Below are 19494 nucleotides of genomic sequence, written 5' to 3' on the forward strand. Positions count from 1 at the left end.
ACGTCTGTCGGGTGGCGTCCCCCGCGCTCCATGCCCTCGTGCCCCTCCCGCGGCGCCGGGGAACCGCGTCCCGCCTGCCCAGAACTCCATACGGACGCACCCGAGTGGCACCCCGGCCGGGACCGCACAAAACTGATCCATGGTTTCGTGATCAGGCGAAAACGCTCGGTCTCGGGGACCGGCCACCGCTGGCCGACGGTTTTCGACCTTTCCTCAGGGAGCTCGCATGGTGGAGAAGTCTGCCGACATCCTGATGCCCGGGCCGGACGGACCTGCGACGGCCCGCGACGCGCGCGCCGACCCCGCCGCGGCGGACACCGAACGGGAACTCGCCGGCATCCTCGCCGAGGTCGTGCACGCCGAACACGTGCCGCCCGACAGCCACTTCTTCACCGAACTCGGCGCCAACTCCCTGGTGATGGCCCAGTTCTGCGCGAGGGTGCGCAAACACCCCGGTCTGCCGTCCGTGTCCATGAAGGACGTCTACCGGCACCCGACCCTGCGCGACCTGACCGCGGCGCTCACCGAGGCGCCTCCCGCTCCCCCGGCCGGCCGGACCCCGGCGACGACCGGCGCCCCTGCCGCGGAACCGGCCCCCGCCGTCCCGCCGGGCGCCGCGCGCCACGTACTGTGCGGGACCGCGCAGGCGCTCGTCTTCCTCTGCTATTCCCTCGTCCTCGGAATGTCCACCGCCTGGGCCTACGAGTGGGTCGCGGCGGGATCCGGCCTCGCCGACGTCTATGTGCGGTCGTTCCTGTGCGGCAGTGCCGGGTTCCTCACCGTGTGCGCCTTCCCGGTCGCCGTCAAATGGATCCTCGTGGGGCGCTGGAAACCGGGGGAGTTCGCGATCTGGAGCCCGGCGTATCTGCGCTTCTGGATCGTCAAGACACTGCTGCACGCCAATCCCATGATCCTTTTCGTGGGGAATCCGCTGTACGTCATGTATCTGCGGGCGCTGGGCGCGCGGATCGGCAAGGACGTCACGATCCTCAGCCGCACCGTGCCGGTCTGCACCGACCTGCTCACCGTCGGCGCCGGCACGGTCATTCGCAAGGACGCCTTCCTCCTCGGCTACCGGGCCCACTCCGGGCGCATCCAGACCGGCCGGATCACCCTCGGCCGGGACGTGTTCGTCGGCGAGAAGACGGTGCTCGACATCGACACCGCGATGGGCGACGGCGCCCAGCTCGGGCACGCCTCCGCCCTGTACCGGGGCCAGGAGATCCCGGCCGGGGAACGCCGGCACGGCTCCCCGGCCCAGCCCACCCAGGTCGACCACGTGCGGGTCCCGCCGGCCCGGTGCGGCACACTGCGCAGGGCCGGCTTCGCGCTCACCAGCCTGCTCCAACTCCTCTTCCTCTACCTGCCGATCGCGGTCGGCGGTGTGTACATGGTGTTCGCGGAGGTGCCCGCGCTCAGCAGACGGCTGGACACGGCGACGAGGACCGCCACCGCCGCCGAGTTCGTCACCGACACCCTGGTCGTGGCCACCGTGCTCTTCCTCGGGGCGCTCGTCCTCGGCCTCGCCGCCCTGTACACCGTGCCCCGCCTGCTGAGCCTGGTCGTCCGGCCCGACCGCGTCTACCCGCTCTACGGCTTCCACTACGCCGCGCACCGCGCCGTGGCGGCCCTGACGAACGTCAGGTTCTTCCCCTGGCTCTTCGGCGACAGCTCCTACATCGTCCCCTACCTGCGCGGTCTCGGCTACGACCTGTCCAAGGTCGAGCAGACGGGCTCGAACTTCGGCACCGAGGTCCAGCACGAGACGCCGTTCCTGGTCTCCGTCGGCAGCGGCACGATGGTCGCCGACGGACTGTCCGTCCTCAACGCCGAGTTCTCCAGCACCTCGTTCCGGGTGGCCCGGGCCACGATCGGCGCCCGCAACTTCCTCGGCAACAACATCGCGTACCCGGCCGGGGCGAAGACCGGCGACAACTGCCTGCTGGCGACGAAGGTGATGGTCCCGCTCGACGGAGAGGTCCGCGAGGGCGTCGGACTGCTCGGCTCGCCGTGCTTCGAGATCCCCCGGACCGTGGAGCGCGACACGCGCTTCGACCACCTGCGCACCGGCGACGAACTGCGCCGCAACCTCGCCGCGAAGAACCGCTACAACCTCCGCTCGATGGCGCTGCACCTGCTCCTGCGCTGGCTGCACACCACCGTGCTCACGGCGATCGGACTGGCCTCCGTCGACCTGTACGGCACGCTGGGGCACGTGGTGATCGCCGCGTATCTGGCCCTCACCCTGGCCCTCACCACCCTCTTCTACGTCCTGGTGGAGCGGACCATCACCTCCTTCCGGGCGCTGCGCCCCCGGCTGTGCTCGATCTACGACCCGTACTTCTGGTGGCACGAGCGGCTGTGGAAGGTGCCGGACCGGTATCTCGCCGTCTTCAACGGGACGCCGTTCAAGCCCCTGGTGTGGCGGTTGATGGGGGTGCGGGTGGGCCGCCGGGTCTTCGACGACGGCTGCTACATCACCGAGCGGACGCTCGCCGCCATCGGGGACGACTGCACGCTCAACGCCGGCAGCAAGATCCAGTGCCATTCGCAGGAGGACGGCACCTTCAAGTCCGACCACACCACGCTCGGCACCGGCGTCACCCTCGGTGTCGGCTCACACGTGCACTACGGCGTGACGCTGGGCGACGGCGCCGTGCTGGCGCCCGACTCCTTCCTGATGAAGGGCGAGGAAGTCCCCGCGAACGCGGCCTGGGGAGGCAATCCCGCGGCGCCGACGGCGAACTGAGGAAAGGGCATTCGATGGGAGCGCTCGTGGCAGCGGACAGGGACTTCTGGACCGAGGTGCTCACCGCCGGCGGGTTCACCGCCGTTCCGCGGTGGACGCGGCGGCCCGTGCCGGGCGTGGCCGAGCACGGCCGGCCCGTGCCGCACGAGACGGCCCGGGCGGTACGCGCCCTGGCGGCCGAGCTGGGCGTCCCGGTGAGCGCGGTGCTGCTGGCCGCCCACGCCAAGGTGCTGGCCGCGCTCTCGGGCGAGCAGGACGTGGTGACCGGGCACGCCACCGGCGCCGCCGGCCCGCTCCCCTGCCGGCTCACCCTCGCGCCGTCGACGTGGCGCGGGCTGGTGCGCAGCGCCCGGCGGGTCGAGGCGGACCTGCTGACGCACCGGGACTTCCCCGTCTGCGGGCTGCGCCGGGAACTGGGGCTGACGGGGCCGGCGTACGAGGTGGTGTTCGACCCGGAGGCACCCGACGCTCCGGAGGACGGCGAGGACGACGGGCCCACCCGCGGCGCCCTTCCCGAGGACGTGGTGCTGAGCGTGGGCTGGAGCGACCCGGACGGGCGGACGGCGCTGCGGCTGCGCTACCGCACGGACGCGCTGGACGCCCGGGCGGCGGCCCGGATCGGCGGCTACCACCTGACCGCCCTGCGGCTGATGGCGGCCGACGCGGACGCCGAGCACACCCGGCAGAGCCTGCTGTCCCCCGACGAGGTGCGCGAGCAGCTCGACCGACTCGCCGGTCCGGCACGTGAGTTGCCCGACGCGCGGGCGCACGAGCTGTTCGAGCGGCGGGCGCTGGAGCACCCGGACGCGGTGGCCGCGGCGCACGGCGCGAGCTCGTGGACGTACGCGGAGCTGAACGCGCGGGCGAACCGGCTGGCGCGGGCGCTGCTGGCCCGTGGGCTGGGCCGGGAGGACGTGGTGGCGGTGGTCACCGAGCGCAACCTCGACTGGCTGGCCGCCGTGTTGGCGGTGTTCAAGGCCGGCGGCGTCTACCTGCCGATCGAGCCGCACTTCCCGGCGGGCCGGATCGAGGCGACGCTGTCCCGGTCCGGGTGCCGGCTGGTGCTGACCGAGTCCGGCAGCACCGCCTCCCTCGACCAGGCCCTCGCCGCGCTGCCGGCGGGCGTGCGCAAGCTGGCGGTGCGGGCGGCGTACTCGGAGGAGCACGACGACGGCGACCTCGGGGTGGAGGTGACACCGGAGCAGCTGGCGTACATCTACTTCACCTCCGGCTCCACGGGTGAGCCGAAGGGGGCGATGTGCGAGCACGCGGGCATGCTCAACCATCTGTTCGCCAAGATCGACGACCTGGGGATCGGGCCGCGCACGGTGGTGGCGCAGACGGCTCCGCAGTGCTTCGACATCTCGCTGTGGCAGTTGCTGGCCCCCCTGCTGACGGGCGGGCGCACGCTGCTGGTGGAGCAGGACGCCATCGTGGACGTGGAGCGGTTCGTCGACACCCTGGTGCGCGGCCGGGTCGGCGTGGCGCAGCTCGTCCCCTCCTATCTGGAGGTGGTGGCCTCATATCTGGAGCGGCACCCGCGCGAACTGCCCGACCTGTCCTGTGTGTCGGTGACCGGCGAGGCGCTCAAACGGGAGCTGGTGCAGCGGTGGTTCGCCCTGGAGCCCGGCATCCGCCTGGTGAACGCCTACGGGCTCACCGAGACGTCGGACGACACCAATCACGAGGTCATGGACGCGGTCCCGGAGCGGGTGCTGCTGGGCCGCCCGGTCAACAACGTCCGGGTCCTCGTCGTGGACGAGCAGCTGTCGCTGGTGCCTCTGGGCGCGCCCGGACTGATCGCGTTCTCCGGGGTGTGCGTGGGACGCGGGTACGTCAACGATCCCGAGCGCACCCGTGAGGCCTACCGGCAGGACCCGTACCGGCCGGGCGAGCGGCTGTACCTGGGCGGCGACTGGGGGCGCTGGCACCCGGACGGCAAGCTGGAGTTCCTCGGCCGCCGCGACAGCCAGGTCAAGATCCGGGGGTTCAGGATCGAGATCGGGGAGATCGAGAACACGCTGCTGCGCGTCGGCGGGGTGCGGGACGGCGCGGTCGTCGTGGCGGAACTGGCGGGCGGCGGGCCGCACCTGGTCGCCTTCTACACCGGTCGCCGGCTCACGGCCGAGGAACTGCGGCGGGCACTGGGCGCCGGGCTGCCGGCCTACATGGTCCCGACGGCGTTCCACTGGCAGGAGGCCCTGTCGCTGACCGCCAACGGCAAGATCGACCGCAAGGCCCTGACCGCGGTGGCCGAGCGGACGGCGCGCGCGGACGCGGCCGAGGCGTCCGAGGACGCGGAGGCCGCCGGCGCGGAGCGCGAGGACGCCCCGCGCACCGCGACCGAGCGCACTCTGGCGGACGCCTGGGCCGAGCTGCTGGGCCTGCCCCGGCACCGGATCGGCCGCCGGGACCACTTCTTCGACCGGGGCGGCACCTCGCTGACGGCGGTGAAGCTCACCATCGCGCTGAACCGCGCGGTGTCCCTCAAGGACATCACCCGCCATCCGGTGCTGGCCGACCTGGCCGCGCTGCTGGACGGCACCGCGGGCCGGCGCACGGAGCTGCTGCAGCCGCTGTCGGGATCCGCCGACACGCGGGAGTGCGCGCTGGTGTGCTTCCCGTACGCGGGCGGCAACGCGGTCAACTTCCAGCCGATGGCGAGCGCCCTGGCGGGCAACGGGGTGGCGGTGTACGCCGTCGACCTGCCCGGCCATGACCTGGCGGCGGCCCAGGAGCCGTTCGCTCCGCTGGAGCGGGTGGTCGAGGACGTCACCGCCGAGATCACCGGGCGCGGACTGCGCAGGGTCATGCTGTGGGGCCACTCCTCCGGCGCCGCCCTGGCCCTGGCGGCGGCCCGGCGCCTCGGCGAGGCCGACGTGGAGGTGGTCCGGGTGTTCGTCGGTGCGCAACTGCTCGGCACCGCCGACGAACGGCGCGCCGCCGCAGCTGAGTTGGAGCGGACGGGCGACGCGGAGATCGCCGCGCGGCTCGGCGCGGACAGCGGATACAGCGAGCTGGGCGAGCTGAACGCGCCGCACGCCGAGCACATCGGCGCCGCCTACCGGCACGACTGCCTCGCGGCGCACCGGTACTTCGCCGACGCGCTGGAGAGTCCGCCGGCGGTACGGCTGGCCGCGCCCGTCACCGTGGTCGTCGCCGCCGACGACCCGCACACCGCCGGCTTCCGCGACCGTCACCGTCAGTGGCGGCTGCTGGCCGAACGGGTGGACCTGTGCGAACTCGCCGAAGGCGGCCACTACTTCCCCCGCACCCGACCGGCCGAGGCGGCACGGGCCGTGCTGGGCGCCGCCGAGCTGCTGGCGTCCTCCTAGGGCCGTGCGGCCACCCTGCGAACGAAAGGAAACCCAGATGTCGTTCTCGTCCCCGGCGTCGCTGCTGGAGGTGGAGCTGCGACCGGACCGGCCGCCGATCCTGAACGTGGAGCCCCCGCTCGACGTGACCGGCTGGGCGGCCGAGTACCGCGAGGCGTTGCGGGCACAGGTCACCGAGCACGGCGCGCTGCTGGTGCGCGGCCTCCGGCTGCGCGAGCCGGACCAGGTGCGGGCCGTCTTCACCGCGCTGGCCGGTGAACTCATGGCGGAGCGGGAGGCGTTCGCGCCGCGCACGTCGTACGGCGGGGGGCTCTACTCCTCCACCGCCTGGCCGGACAACCAGCCGATGTGCATGCACCACGAGCTGAGTTACGCCCAGCGGGTGCCGACCCTGATGCTCTTCGCCTGCCTCACCGCTCCCGACCAGGGCGGGGCGACCGCGGTCTCCGACGCCGAGGAGGTGCTGCGCGCACTGCCCGCGGAGCTGACCGAGCGGTTCGAGCGCGAGGGCTGGCTGCTCACCCGCAGCTACAACGACGAGATCGGGGCGTCGCTGGCCGAGTCGTTCGGCAGCGAGGACCGCGAGACGGTGGAGAACTACTGCCGCGCCCACGCCATCGACTTCGAGTGGCAGCCGGACGGGGCGCTGCGCACCCGGCAGCGCCGGAGCGCCGTGGTGCGGCACCCGGTCACCGGCCGCCGCTGCTGGTTCAACCAGGTGGCGTTCCTCAACGAGTGGACGCTGGCGCCGGAGGTGCGCGAGTACCTGGTGGACGAGTACGGCGAGGACGGGCTGCCGTTCAACACCCGTCACGGGGACGGCACTCCGATCGACGCGGACGTCGTCCGCACGCTCAACGCCGTCTACGAGGACCACACCCGGCGCGCCCCCTGGCAGGACGGAGACCTCATGCTCGTCGACAACATCCGCACCGCGCACAGCCGGGAGGCCTTCACCGGTGAGCGCGAGGTGCTGGTCTCCATGGCCGGGCCCTGGCATCCGGCCGAGGGCCGCCCCAGCCCCGAGGGGAGCCGGCGATGACCTCTGTGACGTCCCCCGTCGGCGCCGCCCGCGCCGGCCGGCCGCCCCGGGCGCCCTCCTTCGCGGTCATTCCCGGTGCGCGGGTCCAGGAGGCGCTGCGGGGCCGCGAGAAGGAGATCGTGGAGCTGGTCGAGGCGACCTACCGGCTGCACGCCGCGGGCGAGACGGTGAACCCGCCGTCGTACTTCCTGCGGTTCCCGGACCGCCCCACGTCCCGGATCATCGCCCTGCCGGCGTCGGTCGGCGGCCCGGTGGGCGTGGACGGCCTGAAGTGGATCTCCAGCTTCCCGGACAACGTCGCCGCCGGTCTGCCGCGGGCCTCGGCGGTCCTGATCCTCAACGACCGCGACACCGGCTACCCGTTCGCCTGCCTGGAGAGTTCCATCATCAGCGCCACCAGGACGGCGGCGTCCGCGGCGCTGGCCGCCGACCGGCTCACCCGCGGCCGGCCCCGCCCCACGCGGGTCGGGTTCTTCGGCACCGGACTGATCGCCCGCTACATCCACACGTATCTGGCGGCCACCGGCTGGGAGTTCGACCGGGTCGGGGTGTACGACGTGTCCGCCGACAGCGCGGCGGGCTTCAGCGGCTACCTGCGGCAGGCCGGCACCACCGGGCAGGGCGCGCGCGTCACCGTCCACGACAGCCCCGAGGAGCTGGTCCGCTCCAGTGACCTGGTGGTCTTCGCGACCGTCGCGGGCGAGCCGCACGTCACCGATCCGGACTGGTTCGGCCACCACCCGGTGGTCCTGCACGTGTCACTGCGCGACCTCGCTCCCGAGATCCTGCTCGCCTCGGCCAACTTCGTCGACGACGTCGAGCACTGCCTGAAGGCGAACACCTCACCGCACCTCACCGAACAGCTCACCGGCGGCCGGGACTTCCTGGACGGCACCCTGGACGACGTCCTGTCGGGACGGGTGGCGCCACCGGCCGACCGGACCGTGGTCTTCTCCCCCTTCGGCCTCGGGGTCCTCGACCTCGCCGTCGGCGGTTACGTCCACGACGAGGTGGCCCGGAGCGGTGACCTGCGTGTCATCGACGACTTCTTCCACGAGCTGCGGCGGTACGGCTGACGCTCCTCCCGGCTGATCGTCCGCTACTCGGCCCGAGCATCAGGAGGCCAGCGTGCCCGTCATCTCCTCCCCCCACGCCTTCAACGAAGGCCAGCTCTACGTCGACCTCCGGCCGATCTTCGGGCGCTCGCTCTTCCTGAAGTGCGAGGGCTTCAACTTCGCGGGCTCCATCAAACTGAAGGCCGCGATCGAGATGGTGGAAGCCGCGGAACGGGACGGACTGCTGACGGAGGACTCGATCCTGGTCGAGTCCTCCTCCGGCAACCTCGGCGTCGCGCTCAGCATGATCGCGGCCAGCAAGGGCTACCGGTTCCTGTGCGTCACGGACTCCCGCTGCAACCTCTCCACCAGACTGCTCATGGAAGCGCTCGGCAGTGAGGTCCAGGTCATCGCCGACCTGGACGCCAACGGCGGCTTCCTCGGCGCCCGGATCGACTACGTGCGCGCGCTGTGCGCCTCCGACGACCGGTACGTGTGGCTGAGCCAGTACACCAACCCGGGCAACTGGGGGGCGCACTACCGAAGGACGGCGCCCGAGATCGCCGCGCAGTTCCCGCGTCTTGACGTGCTCTTCGTGGGAGCGGGCACCACGGGGACGCTGATGGGGTGCGCGCGCTACTTCCGCGAGTGGCACCGGCCGGTGCGGATCGTGGCGGTGGACACCGTCGGTTCGGTGGCCTTCGGCGGCGAGCCGGGCCGCCGGATGATCCCCGGGCTGGGCATGAGCATGCGCCCGCCGCTGCTCGACGAGTCCTACGTCGACGAGGTCATCCGGGTGGAGGAGGCGGACACCATCCGCGCCTGCCACCGGCTGGCCCGGAGCGGCTTCCTGTTCGGCGGCTCCACCGGGACGGTGGTCAGCGGCGCGATGGAATGGCTGGCCCAGCACGACGAACGCGACCTGACGGCGGTGGCCATCGCCCCGGACCTCGGCGAACGCTACCTGGACACGATCTACCAGTCGACGTGGCTGGAGGACCTGTACGGCGATCAGGTGCTGAACTCGCTGAAGGCCTCCAAGGGTCCCCGCGGCGCCGAGCGCGTCGCCGGGGCCCCGGACCGGCATCAGAAACCCTAGGGCCGCTCGTCCGGACCGGGCCGGGCGCGGGAAGCCGTCGGTGCGGCCGCCCGGGCGGCGGTCCGGCAGTCCGGCAGTCCGGCAGTCCGGCAGTCCGGCAGTCCGGCAGTCCGGCAGTCCGGCAGTCCGGCAGGAAACGCCGACGGGTCCACGCGGTGTACGCGTGGACCCGTCGGCGTTCGCCGCTGTGCGGGCGGGCGCCGGTCAGCCGGCGCCGCCGCGCAGGGCGGGGAGGGTGGCGGCGGTCAGCGGCCGGGGGTCGCCGTCGGGGTCCACGAGGACGACGGTGCAGGCGGCCGCATGGGTGAGGGCGGTCGTGAGGCTGCCGTCGGCGAACTGGGTGAGGGGGCCGCGCGGCGAGCGGCCGACCGCTATGGTGCGGGCGCCCACGTCGGCCGCGTGCCGGGCCAGGACCCGGCCGGCGGCGGCATGGTCGCCGACGCTGGTGAGGATCTGGCCGGTGGCGGCCGTCCCGGCGGCGGCGAGGCGGTCGAGGTGGGCGGTGACGGCGGCCCTGGCCTGGTCGTGGGTCTCGGTGTCGGCGGCCTGTTCCTCGACGACGGCGGTCTGCCGGACGTGGACGACCTCCAGCGGGCCGCCGGTGTCGCGGGCGATGCGGGCGGCCGCGTCGACGATGGCGGCGGCCCGCTCGTGGCCGCCGACGGCGACGATGACGGGCGACACGCCGGCCGTGGCCGCGGCGCCCACGGCGGTGAGCGACGGCTCCACGGGCTCGGCCTCGGCGGTGTGCTGCTCCGCCTGCCGCAGCAGCCGGTGTCCGCTCGCCAGCACGGGGACGGCGAGCAGGAAGGTGGCGGCGCCGACGTAGAAGGGGACGCTGAGGTCGGTGGCGTCGGCGAGCTTGCCGGCGACGTAGGGGGCCAGGCCGCCGCCGATGAAGCGCAGGAAGCCGTAGGCGGAGGAGGCCACCGGGCGCTCGACCGGGGAGACGAGCATGACGGCCTGGGTGGTCAGGGTGTTGTTGATGCCGATGAACGCGCCGCTGACGACGACCGCGACGATCACGGTCGTGGGCGTCTCGACACCGGCGGCTATGACCGCCATGACGATGCCGAGGCCCAGGAGGTTGGCGTAGAGGACCGGGGCGGTGCCGTAGCGGGCCTGGAGCCGGGGGGCGAAGAAGACGCTGAAGGCGGCGACCAGCAGGCCCCAGCCGGTGAAGACCAGACCGAGCTGGTGGGCGCTGAGCTCCATGGGGTACGGCGCGTAGCCGAGCATGGTGAAGAAGCCCCAGTTGTACAGCAGGGCCATGATGCCCATGGTGAGCAGGCCGCGGTGGCGCAGCGCCCTGAGCGGGGCGAGGGGCGAGGTGACCCGTGCGGGCCTGGGCAGCGAGGGCACGAAGAGGAGGGTGGCGACCAGCGCGACGGCCATGAGGACGGCGACGCCGAAGAACGGCCCGCGCCAGCTGATCGCGCCCAGCTCGCCGCCGAGCAGCGGGCCGACGGCGATGCCGAGGCCGAGCGCGGTCTCGTACAGGATGATCGCGCCGCCGAAGCCGCCGCTGGCGGAGGCGACGATCACGGCCAGGGAGGTGGCGATGAACAGGGCGTTGCCCAGTCCCCAGCCGGCCCGGAAGCCGACGATGCCGTTGATGGAGCCGGAGGCGCCGGCCAGGGCGGCGAAGACGACGATGACGGCCAGGCCTATGACGAGGGTGCGCTTGGCGCCGAACCGGCTGGAGAACCAGCCGACGAACAGCATCGCCACGGCGGTGACGATCAGGTAGCTGCTGAACAGCAGCGAGACCTGGCTCGGTGTGGCGTGCAGGCTCTCGGCCAGGGCGGGCAGGATCGGGTCGACCAGGCCGATGCCCATGAACGAGATCACACAGGCGAAGGCGACGGCCCAGACGGCCTTCGGCTGCTTGAAGGGGCTGGCGGCCTTTCCATGGGGTGCGCTCATGTGCGTTTCTCTTCCGCAGAGTCGATGGGGACGGTGAGCGGTCGGAGGGTGGCCGGCGCGGAGCGCCGTCGGGGGTGCCGGGCTCCGCCGGTCAGGAGCGCGAGCGGCGGTCCTGGACGGCACGGGCCAGGGCCGGCAGCGCGGTGCGCACCGCGAGCCGTTCGGGTTCGGTCAGCTCGTCGACGAGCCGGCCGAGCGCCTCGGCGCGTTCGGCCCGCCGCCGGTGGAAGACCTCCAGACCGGTGTCGGTGACCCGCACGAGCACGCCCCGGCCGTCGCTGTGGTCCGCGGTGCGCCGTACCAGGCCCGCCCGTTCCAGCCGGGTCACGAGCTGGGTCATGCCCGGTTGGGAGACCCCTTCGGCGCGGGCCAGCTCGGTGAGCCGCTGCGGGCCCTCACGGCCGAGGCGGGCCAGCGCGGAGGAGGCCGCCGTGCTCAGGCCGCCGGCGGTGGCGCTGTGGCGCACGTGGCGGACGAGTTGCTCGACGGCGGTCATCAGCTCTTCCGGCGTCGACGCCCCGGCGCAGGCGCCCGGGGCGCCCTCCCGGTCCATAACGCGCTTATGCACAAGTGCATGATGCACTTAGATGTAGCGTGAATCAAGATTCGCTGGTCGCGGCCCTCACCCGGGCAGGATCAGGCGGCAGGTCTCCCCCGGCTCGACGCAGACCGCCCGGCCGGCCAGGCGGACGTCGACCGGCGCGTGGTGGGAGCGGGGCACGGCGATCTCCATCCGGCCGTGTTCCAGCCGCAGCCGGACCCCCCAGTGGCCCCGGTAGCGGATGGCGAAGCCGCATGAGGACAGTTCCGGCAGCGGGGCCGGGTCGAGCCACAGCGCGCCGTCCCGCGCCTCCAGTCCGGTCAGTCCACGCTGGACGAGGTCGAGGGTGCCGGCCATGGCCCCGAGGTGGATGCCCTCGCCCGTGGTGCCGCCCTGCACGTCGGCGATGTCGCCGCGCAGCGCCTCCTGGACGAACGTCCACGCCTCGGCGCGGCGGGCGCGGGCCAGCACCCAGCCGTGCACCAGGCCGCTGAGGGTGGAGCCGTGGCTGGTGCGGTCCAGGTAGTAGTCGACGGTGCGCGTCCACAGCTCCTCGTCCAGGTGGTGGCCCAGTCTGCGCAAGAGGGCCTGGAGTTCGGCGGGCGGGAAGAGGTAGCCGAGCATCAGCACGTCGGCCTGCTTGGACGCCTTGTACCGGTTGACGGTGTCGCCCTCCGCCTCCAGGATCCGGTCCAGCCGGCGGATGTCGTCGTAACGGCCGCGGTAGCCGGCCCAGTCGAGCTCGGCGAGATCCTCGTAGCCCGCGAACTGGCTGATGACGCCGTCGTGGAAGGGGACGCGCAGCGTACGCGAGACCTCCTCCCACCGCTCCAGTTCGGCGGCCTCGACGCCGGCGCGTTCGAGGAGGTCGCGGCGGCGCGGCTCGGGCAGGACGCGCAGCGCCTGCAGGGCGCGGACGAGCACCCAGGCCGCGGTGACGTTGGTGTAGGTGTTGTCGTCGAGGCCGGGGCGTTCGGCGTCCGGGTAGGCGTCGTGGTACTCGTCGGGCCCCATCACCCCCAGGACGCGGTGGCGTCCGAGACGGTCGTCCCAGGTGGCCGAGTCAGCCCAGAAGCGGGCGATCCGCACCAGCATCTCGGCGCCCTTGGTGTGCAGGAACTCGGTGTCCCCGCTCGCCTCGCAGTACTGCCACACGTTGTACGCGACGGCCGAGCCGACGTGGCGCTGGAGGTGTGAGTGGTCGGGCAGCCAGCGTCCGGAACGGGGGTTGAGGTGCACCCGCTGAGTCTCCTCCCGGCCGTCGCTGCCGCTCTGCCACGGATACATCGCGCCGCGCCGGCCGGCCGCGCGCGCTGCCGAGCAGGCCTGTTCGAGACGCCGGTGACGGTAGTCGAGCAGACCGCGCGAGACCTCCGGCAGACGTAGGTTCAGATACGGCAGGACGAACAGTTCGTCCCAGAAGACGTGCCCGCGGTACGCCTCGCCGTGCAGCCCGCGGGCGGGCACCCCGACGTCCAGGTCGGCGGTGTGCGGGGAGAGGGTCTGCAGCACGTGGAAGAGGTGCAGGCGCAGGATGCGTCCCGGCTCCCCGGGCACGTCGATGCCGGCCCGGCGCCACAGCTGCTCCCAGGCCGTCCGGTGGCCGGCCAGCAGTTCGCCGAAGGCGGGCGCGGCGGCGGCCCGGTCGGTCGCGGCGCGCAACGGGTCGCTGATGGCCCGGTCGTGGGAGGTGTGCAGGGCGGCGGTCTTGTCGACGGCACGGGTGCGGCCCGCCTCCACGCGCAGCCGCGTCTCCTGGACCGCGCGCGTCGGCTCGTGCCGGACGGTGACCTCGGCATCGCAGGCGAGACGGGCGGCCATGCCGATCTCGATGCCGGAGGTGCGGGTCCGGCAGCCCAGCCACACCGTGTCGGGCGCGGCGGCGCCGGTGCGGACCGCGGTGAGGTGCCGGCCGTCCAGGTCCCGGTACCGGGCCACGCCGGAGTTGGTGACGCCCCCGTCGATCGCCGCCTCGACCTCCAGTTCGGCCGCGCCGCCCTCGGCCGTGAACTCCGTGCGCAGGGCGGCCAGGCACGGGTCGGCCATGTGCACGATCCGCAGCTGACGAACCGTCAGGCTTCGTTCTCCGCCCAGCGCGTACCGGGTACGGCGCTCCAGCAGGCCCGTGTCGAGGTGGAGCGTCTGCCGGTGCTCCAGCACCCGCGCCGTGTCCGGGGTGAGCCAGGCGCCGCCGGCGAGCCGGAAGCGCAGCGGAAGCCAGTTGGGGAGGTTGACCATGTCCTCGTTCTCGACGGCGCGGCCGGCGACCTGGGAGACGAGCCGGTCGTAGCATCCGGCCAGATACGTCCCCGGGTAGTGCACGTCGTCCGCGGCGCACTCCGGCAGGGCGCCGCGGGTGGCGAAGCGGCCGTTGCCGAGGGTGCACAGCGACTCCCTGAGACGTTCCGCCGCGGGGTCGTAGCCGTCGTACGTCCAGGTCCCGGCCGTCACGGTGTCACACCTGCTGCGGCACGACGGCCACCGGGCAGTGGGCCCGGTGCAGCAACGTGTGCCCCGTGCGGCCGAGTTGGAGGCCCAGGTGTCCCACCCTGCGCCGCGCGCCGACGACGACCAGGTCGGCGGCGGCCGAGCGGTCCACGAGCACCTGGTGCGCCGGCCCCTCGACCGCCCGGCCGCGCACCCGGACGGCCGGGCGGGCCGCCGCCGTCTCACGCAGCAGTTCCTCCAGCAGGGCGGCGGCCCGCTCCTCGGGCCCCTCGGGCGGCGGCCCGTCCGGCGGGTGCGCGGGACGGCGTGTGAGCCGTACGACGTCCACGGGGCGGCGCCAGGCCCGTACGACGTCGAGGACGCAGCCGCGCGCCTCGGCCTCGCGGCACGCGAAACCCACCGCCTCGCCGGCGCTGTCGAGGGTGCCGGCGCCGAGCAGGATGCGCTCGTGCGCACCGGCCCGACCCGCCCGGTCGCCGCGGACCACGAGCACCGGGCAGTGGGCCCGGGCCGCGACCGCCAGGCACGTGGAGCCCAGCAGCGGAGCCGTCGACGCGCCCCGTCCCCGTACGCCCGTGACCAGGGCGAAGGCGTTGTTTCCGGCGCGCAGCAGGGCATGGACCGCGTCCTCGGGGAGGATGTCGCAGCTCACCTCCACCTCCGGGTCGCGCAGCCGGGCACGCCGCGCCGCGCGGTCCACGAGGTGTTCGGCGATCGTCCGCTCCGAGGCGTCCTCGGCGTCGTCCGTGGGGACGGCGCCTTCGTACCGTTCCCACAGGAAGGCGTGCACCAGGCGCAGCGGCAGACCGTGCCGGGCGGCCTCGTCCACCGCCCAGTCGACCGCCGTCAGGCTCGGCTCGGAACCGTCGACGCCCACGACCAGGGGCAGCAGCTCCATCCTTCGCACCGCCTTCCGCCCGTCCTCCGTCCGGCCGCCGTCCGGTGCGGCGGGATCCGGGCCGTCTCCCGCCGCCGGCGGGCGAGGGCTCCGCGGGCCGGGGCCGCCGGGCGCGGGGCCGGTTCACTCGGTGGTCACCGGGACCACCTCGCGCTGCGGCCCGCCGAGCACCACCTTGAGCGCGCCCGTCTCGGCGGCGTGCCCGAAGACGTCGTACGCCTCCTGCATGCGCTCCAGCGGGAAGGTGTGGGTGACCAGCCGCGAGGTGGGCAGCCGGCCCGCGGCGGCCATCTTGAGCAGGGTGGGGGTGGAGTGGGTGTCGACCAGGCCCGTGGTGATGGTCACGTCCTTGATCCACAGGTCTTCCAGGTGCAGCGTCGCGGGCGCGCCGTGCACACCCACGTTGGCCACGTGTCCGCCGGGCCGCACCATACGGGTGCACATCTCGAAGGTCTCCGGCAGGCCCACCGCCTCCACGACCACGTCCGCGCCCAGTCCGCCGGTGAGGTCCGCGACCAACTGCTCGGGGTCCTCCCGGGCGTCGGCCACCGCCTCGGCGCCGAGTTCGCGGGCGGCCTCCAGCCGGGCCGGGGCCACGTCCACGGCGATGATCCGTTCAGGCGCGAACAGGTGGGCGGTGGCGATCACGGCGAGCCCGACGGGTCCGGCCCCGACCACCGCCACCGTGTCCCCGGGCCGGACCCGCCCGTTGAGCACGCCCACCTCGTAGGCGGTGGGGAAGATGTCGGCCAGCAGGACCGCGTCCTCGCTCGCGACCGCGGCGGGCAGCGGATGCACCGAGAGGTCGGCGAAGGGCACGCGGACGTACTCGGCCTGGGTGCCGTCGACGAGATGGCCGAGGATCCAGCCCCCGCCGCCGCGACACTGGCCGTACACGGCCTCGCGGCAGTACCGGCAGCGCCCGCAGGCGGTGACGCAGGAGACCAGGACCCGGTCCCCCGGCCGTACGGTGCGTACGTCGGCGCCCACCTCGACCACCTCGCCGACGGCCTCGTGCCCCAGCACGGTGCCCGGGCGCACCTCGGGCACGTCGCCCTTGAGGATGTGCAGATCGGTGCCGCAGATGGTGACGGTGTCCACCCGCACGATGGCGTCGGTGGGGTCCTTGACGTCCGGGTCGGGGACGTCCTCCCAGGAGGACTGCCCGGGGCCGTGGAAGACATAGGCTCTCATGCCGGTCCTCACCCTCTCTTCTCGGGCGGATGTCCGGGGCCCAGCGGCACTCGTGTCCCGCGGGGACGCGTCACCGGGATGGCCCCTCACTCCATCTTGGCCGGTGACGGGCGGTTCCGCTCGGGCCGGACGGCCCGCCCGGGCGGGCGGGCGGAAAAGGCCCCTCGGGGGCGGCTCCGCGCGGTCCCGGGCCGTCGGCGGTTCCGCGCGGCCCACAGGACGTCGGAGCTCCTGCGCGGCTCCGGGCCACCGACGGGCCGGGGCGGCGGTGGGCCGAGGTGGCTCCGGGCCGGGGTGGCTCCGGGCTGGGGTGACAGTGGGCCGGGCGGTCCGGCGGGTCAGGGTCGGGTCCGGTGGGTCCCGAGGGGTTGAGCCAGGCGGGGTCCGGTGGGTCTCGACGGGGTTGAGCCAGGCGGGGTCCGGTGGGTCTCGACGGAGTTGAGCCAGGCGGGGTCCGGTGGGTCCCGGGCGGTCGGGGCCGAACGGCCCTACCGCCGGACCGGCCGGGCGCGGTGTGCTTTCAGCATGTCCAAGAGCCACACCTGGACCCTGAACGGTCACACCGAGCGCACGGTCGGCGGGGCGACCGTCGTGACGCTGAGCGGCGACGTCGGCTTCGCCACGCGGCTGAGCCTCGGCGCCCGCCTGGACGCGCTGAGCGCGGGCCCCCGCCCCGACCTGGTGCTCGACCTGCGCGGCGTGCCGTTCATCGACTGTGCCGGGCTGGGCCTGCTGTGCCGGGTGCGCAACCGGGTCGCGGCCCGTGACGGCCGGCTGCGCCTGGTCAGCGACAGCGCCTTCTTCCGGCGGATCCTGCGCCGCACGGGGCTGTCGGGCGTCTTCCAGGTGGTGCCGGAGTTCGCCGGGACGCCGGCCGCCGGCCGGGCGCCCGCGGAGCGTCCGGTGGTTCCCGCGGGGCAGGACTGATCGGTGCCGGCCTCCTGAAGGCGGGAACGGCTGGGGGCACGCGGACGAGGTGACGCGCGCGGGCGGGTCAGGTGGTGGGCAGGGGGAGGTATGAGGGCGGGGCCAGGTGTGGCGGCCCACGCGGGAGTGTGGGGACGAGGAGAGGGTGTTCCGGACCGCCCCGGTCCGGAACACCCTCTCTCGTCGCCCTGTCGCCCTGTCACCCCGACCGCAGGTCTGAGTCGTGGGTCCTTCTCAGGGCGGACCATGTGTGCGGGTCTCCGCCTCTGGGTGGATGAGACGGACGGCCGCTCGATGATCCGATGAGATGTCGATCTCCAAGGGCGGCACGCCACGCAGCGGGGCCGTTCGCCCGGTCAATCGGAAGGCCTCGGATGAGCGGTACGCCGACGCGGCGAAGGGCTGCCCGCCCCTGGACTCCGAGACGCCCCGCGCATCCCCCGGCCGGGCGGCCCCCGGCGCGCCGAGCGCTCACGGCCCCCCGGCCGCCGGCGGAGCACCCCGGAGATCGACGACGACCGCCGCGACCACCCTGTCACGGCTCGCTCGCCCACCTCACTCCGAAGGATCCGCCACACTTATGGGCTCCACCCTCGTCATCACCAATGACTTCCCGCCCCGCCAGGGAGGAATCGAGACCTTCGTGCACGCCCTGGCCACCCGCCTGCCGGACGTCGTCGTCTACACCTCGCACGAGGAGGGCGACACGGCCTACGACGCGACCCTTCCCTTCCCCGTGATCCGGGACACGACCCGCATGCTGCTGCCGACCGGGCGCGCCACCCGCAGGGCCGTCGAGATCGCCGGGGCCCACGGCTGCGACCGGGTCTGGTTCGGGGCCGCGGCGCCCCTGGCCCTGATGGCGCCGGCCCTGCGCGAGGCCGGTGTACGCCGCGTCGTGGCGACCACGCACGGCCACGAGATCTGGTGGGCCCGGCTGCCCGGCGCGCGGTCGATGATGCGCCGGATAGGCGACGGCGTCGACGTCGTCACGTATCTCGGCGACTACACACGTAGCCGGATCGAGCCGGCCCTCGGCCCGCGCCCGCTCATGAGCCGCCTGGTGCCCGCGGTGGACGCGAGGGTGTACCGGCCCGACGCCGCCGCCCGGGAGGCCTTGCGCACGCGGCTCGGGCTGCGGGACCGGCGGGTGATCCTGTGCGTCGCGCGCATGGTTCCGCGCAAGGGTCAGGACATGCTGATACGGGCCATGCCGCTGCTGCGGCGCGCGGTTCCCGACGCGGTGCTGCTGCTGGTCGGCAAGGGGCCCGACGAGGCCCGGCTGCGCAGGCTGGCCCGGCGGCACGCCCCGGGCGCGGTGCGTTTCGCGGGCGGCAAGCCGCACACCGAGACGCCCGGCTACTACGCGGCGGCGGACGTGTTCGCCATGCCGTGCCGCACCCGCAAGGGCGGACTGGAGGCGGAGGGCCTCGGAATCGTGTTCCTGGAGGCGGCGGCGAGCGGACTGCCCGTGGTGGTCGGGGACTCGGGCGGCGCTCCCGACACGGTGCTCGACGGCTCGACCGGCACGGTCGTGGACGGCACCGACACCGCGGCCGTGGCGGACGCGCTGACCGGCTTACTCGTCGACCCCGGCCGGGCCGCCGCGATGGGCGCCGCGGGCCGCGCATGGGCCCGCGAGTCTTGGTCGTGGGATGCGTCGGCCCGCCACCTGGCGCGGCTGCTGACCCCTGGACAGACGGCGGTGCCCACGCCGGACGACGAGTAGCCCCGGGCGGGCCGCACCCGACCGGACGGGAACGGGACCCGGCCCCCTCGCGGCGTCGGCGCCCCGGTCCCGTCCGTCCGTCAGCCCTCGATCCAGCCCCGCTTCGTGGCGAACTCCAGCAACCCGGCGCGCACCTGCAGAATCTGACTCCCCGTCAGCGACGGGGCGGCGGACAGCAGGATCTCCGTCACTTCACCGACGTACTCGTCGTGGCGGAGCACGTCGCACAGTCCGTCGTCGCCGGCGCCCGGCCTGCCCGCGGCGGCGGAGACGGCGGCCAGGGGTGTCACCAAGGTGCCGTCGGCCTTCCTGGCCAGCCGCACCGACGACGCCTTCGGGCCCCGGTCGCCCTCCTCGATCTCGAACTCCACCGCCACCCCTGTGCGGACCTGAGCCTCCGGCATCAGCATGTCGTTCACATGGAGGAAGACGTCCTCCCCACCTTGATCGGGCGCGATGAACCCGTAACCCCTCGTGCTGTCGAACCGGACCACACGGCCACTGACCACACCAACCCCCAACACCTCGTCGGGCGACCTGCCCGAGCCATC

13 protein-coding genes are annotated in these 19494 nt (G+C 73.7%); 7 read left to right on the forward strand and 6 right to left on the reverse strand.

The genetic code is table 11. The features are described from left to right. Positions 1–226: 226 nt before the first annotated feature. From ACH5A8_RS14915 to sbnA, 5 genes are read left to right on the forward strand one after another with little or no spacing between them, the layout of a single operon-like run. On the forward strand, positions 227–2749 hold the full coding sequence (locus tag ACH5A8_RS14915) for a Pls/PosA family non-ribosomal peptide synthetase (RefSeq protein ID WP_399001818.1): 2523 nt from the start codon (positions 227–229) through the stop codon (positions 2747–2749). 14 nt (positions 2750–2763) lie between these two features. Further along, positions 2764–6084, forward strand: coding sequence for an amino acid adenylation domain-containing protein (locus tag ACH5A8_RS14920; protein WP_399001820.1), 3321 nt, complete (start codon positions 2764–2766; stop codon positions 6082–6084). A gap of 37 nt (positions 6085–6121) precedes the next feature. After that, positions 6122–7126, forward strand: coding sequence for a TauD/TfdA family dioxygenase (locus ACH5A8_RS14925; protein ID WP_399001822.1), 1005 nt, complete (start codon positions 6122–6124; stop codon positions 7124–7126). Beyond that, complete coding sequence (sbnB, locus tag ACH5A8_RS14930) at positions 7123–8202, forward strand: 2,3-diaminopropionate biosynthesis protein SbnB (RefSeq protein WP_399001824.1); 1080 nt, start codon at positions 7123–7125, stop codon at positions 8200–8202. The genes ACH5A8_RS14925 and sbnB overlap by 4 nt, the downstream gene beginning before the upstream one ends. A gap of 52 nt (positions 8203–8254) precedes the next feature. Continuing rightward, on the forward strand, positions 8255–9280 hold the full coding sequence (gene sbnA, locus ACH5A8_RS14935; protein WP_399001826.1) for a 2,3-diaminopropionate biosynthesis protein SbnA: 1026 nt from the start codon (positions 8255–8257) through the stop codon (positions 9278–9280). Between the two features lie 204 nt (positions 9281–9484). Here the strand turns inward: sbnA and ACH5A8_RS14940 are convergent, their stop codons facing one another. From ACH5A8_RS14940 to ACH5A8_RS14960, 5 genes are all read right to left on the reverse strand, one after another. After that, complete coding sequence (locus tag ACH5A8_RS14940) at positions 9485–11206, reverse strand: MFS transporter (protein ID WP_399001828.1); 1722 nt, start codon at positions 11204–11206, stop codon at positions 9485–9487. 91 nt (positions 11207–11297) lie between these two features. Then, entirely contained in the window at positions 11298–11759 is a 462-nt protein-coding gene (locus ACH5A8_RS14945) for a MarR family winged helix-turn-helix transcriptional regulator (RefSeq protein ID WP_399002396.1), read from the reverse strand. A gap of 69 nt (positions 11760–11828) precedes the next feature. Beyond that, positions 11829–14198 (reverse strand): glycoside hydrolase family 65 protein, encoded by a 2370-nt coding sequence (locus ACH5A8_RS14950; RefSeq protein WP_399001830.1) that lies wholly within the window; start codon positions 14196–14198, stop codon positions 11829–11831. 4 nt (positions 14199–14202) lie between these two features. Next, positions 14203–15093: a universal stress protein gene (locus ACH5A8_RS14955; RefSeq protein WP_399001832.1), complete on the reverse strand. Its 891-nt coding sequence runs from the start codon at positions 15091–15093 to the stop codon at positions 14203–14205. Between the two features lie 123 nt (positions 15094–15216). Beyond that, positions 15217–16287 (reverse strand): zinc-dependent alcohol dehydrogenase family protein, encoded by a 1071-nt coding sequence (locus ACH5A8_RS14960; RefSeq protein WP_399001834.1) that lies wholly within the window; start codon positions 16285–16287, stop codon positions 15217–15219. Positions 16288–16812: 525 nt separating this feature from the next. Between ACH5A8_RS14960 and ACH5A8_RS14965 the strand changes: the two genes are divergently transcribed. Further along, positions 16813–17214 (forward strand): STAS domain-containing protein, encoded by a 402-nt coding sequence (locus tag ACH5A8_RS14965; RefSeq protein ID WP_399001836.1) that lies wholly within the window; start codon positions 16813–16815, stop codon positions 17212–17214. A gap of 580 nt (positions 17215–17794) precedes the next feature. Then, positions 17795–18943, forward strand: a complete 1149-nt coding sequence (locus ACH5A8_RS14970; protein ID WP_399001838.1) for a glycosyltransferase family 4 protein — start codon at positions 17795–17797, stop codon at positions 18941–18943. Positions 18944–19023: 80 nt separating this feature from the next. Here ACH5A8_RS14970 and ACH5A8_RS14975 read toward each other — a convergent pair whose 3' ends face one another. Next, positions 19024–19452 carry a cold-shock protein gene (locus tag ACH5A8_RS14975; protein WP_399001840.1) on the reverse strand — a complete coding sequence of 143 codons (429 nt, stop codon included), beginning with the start codon at positions 19450–19452 and terminating at the stop codon, positions 19024–19026. Positions 19453–19494: the final 42 nt, after the last annotated feature.

Source organism: Streptomyces sp. NPDC018610 (assembly GCF_044391765.1).
Taxonomy (GTDB): domain Bacteria; phylum Actinomycetota; class Actinomycetes; order Streptomycetales; family Streptomycetaceae; genus Streptomyces.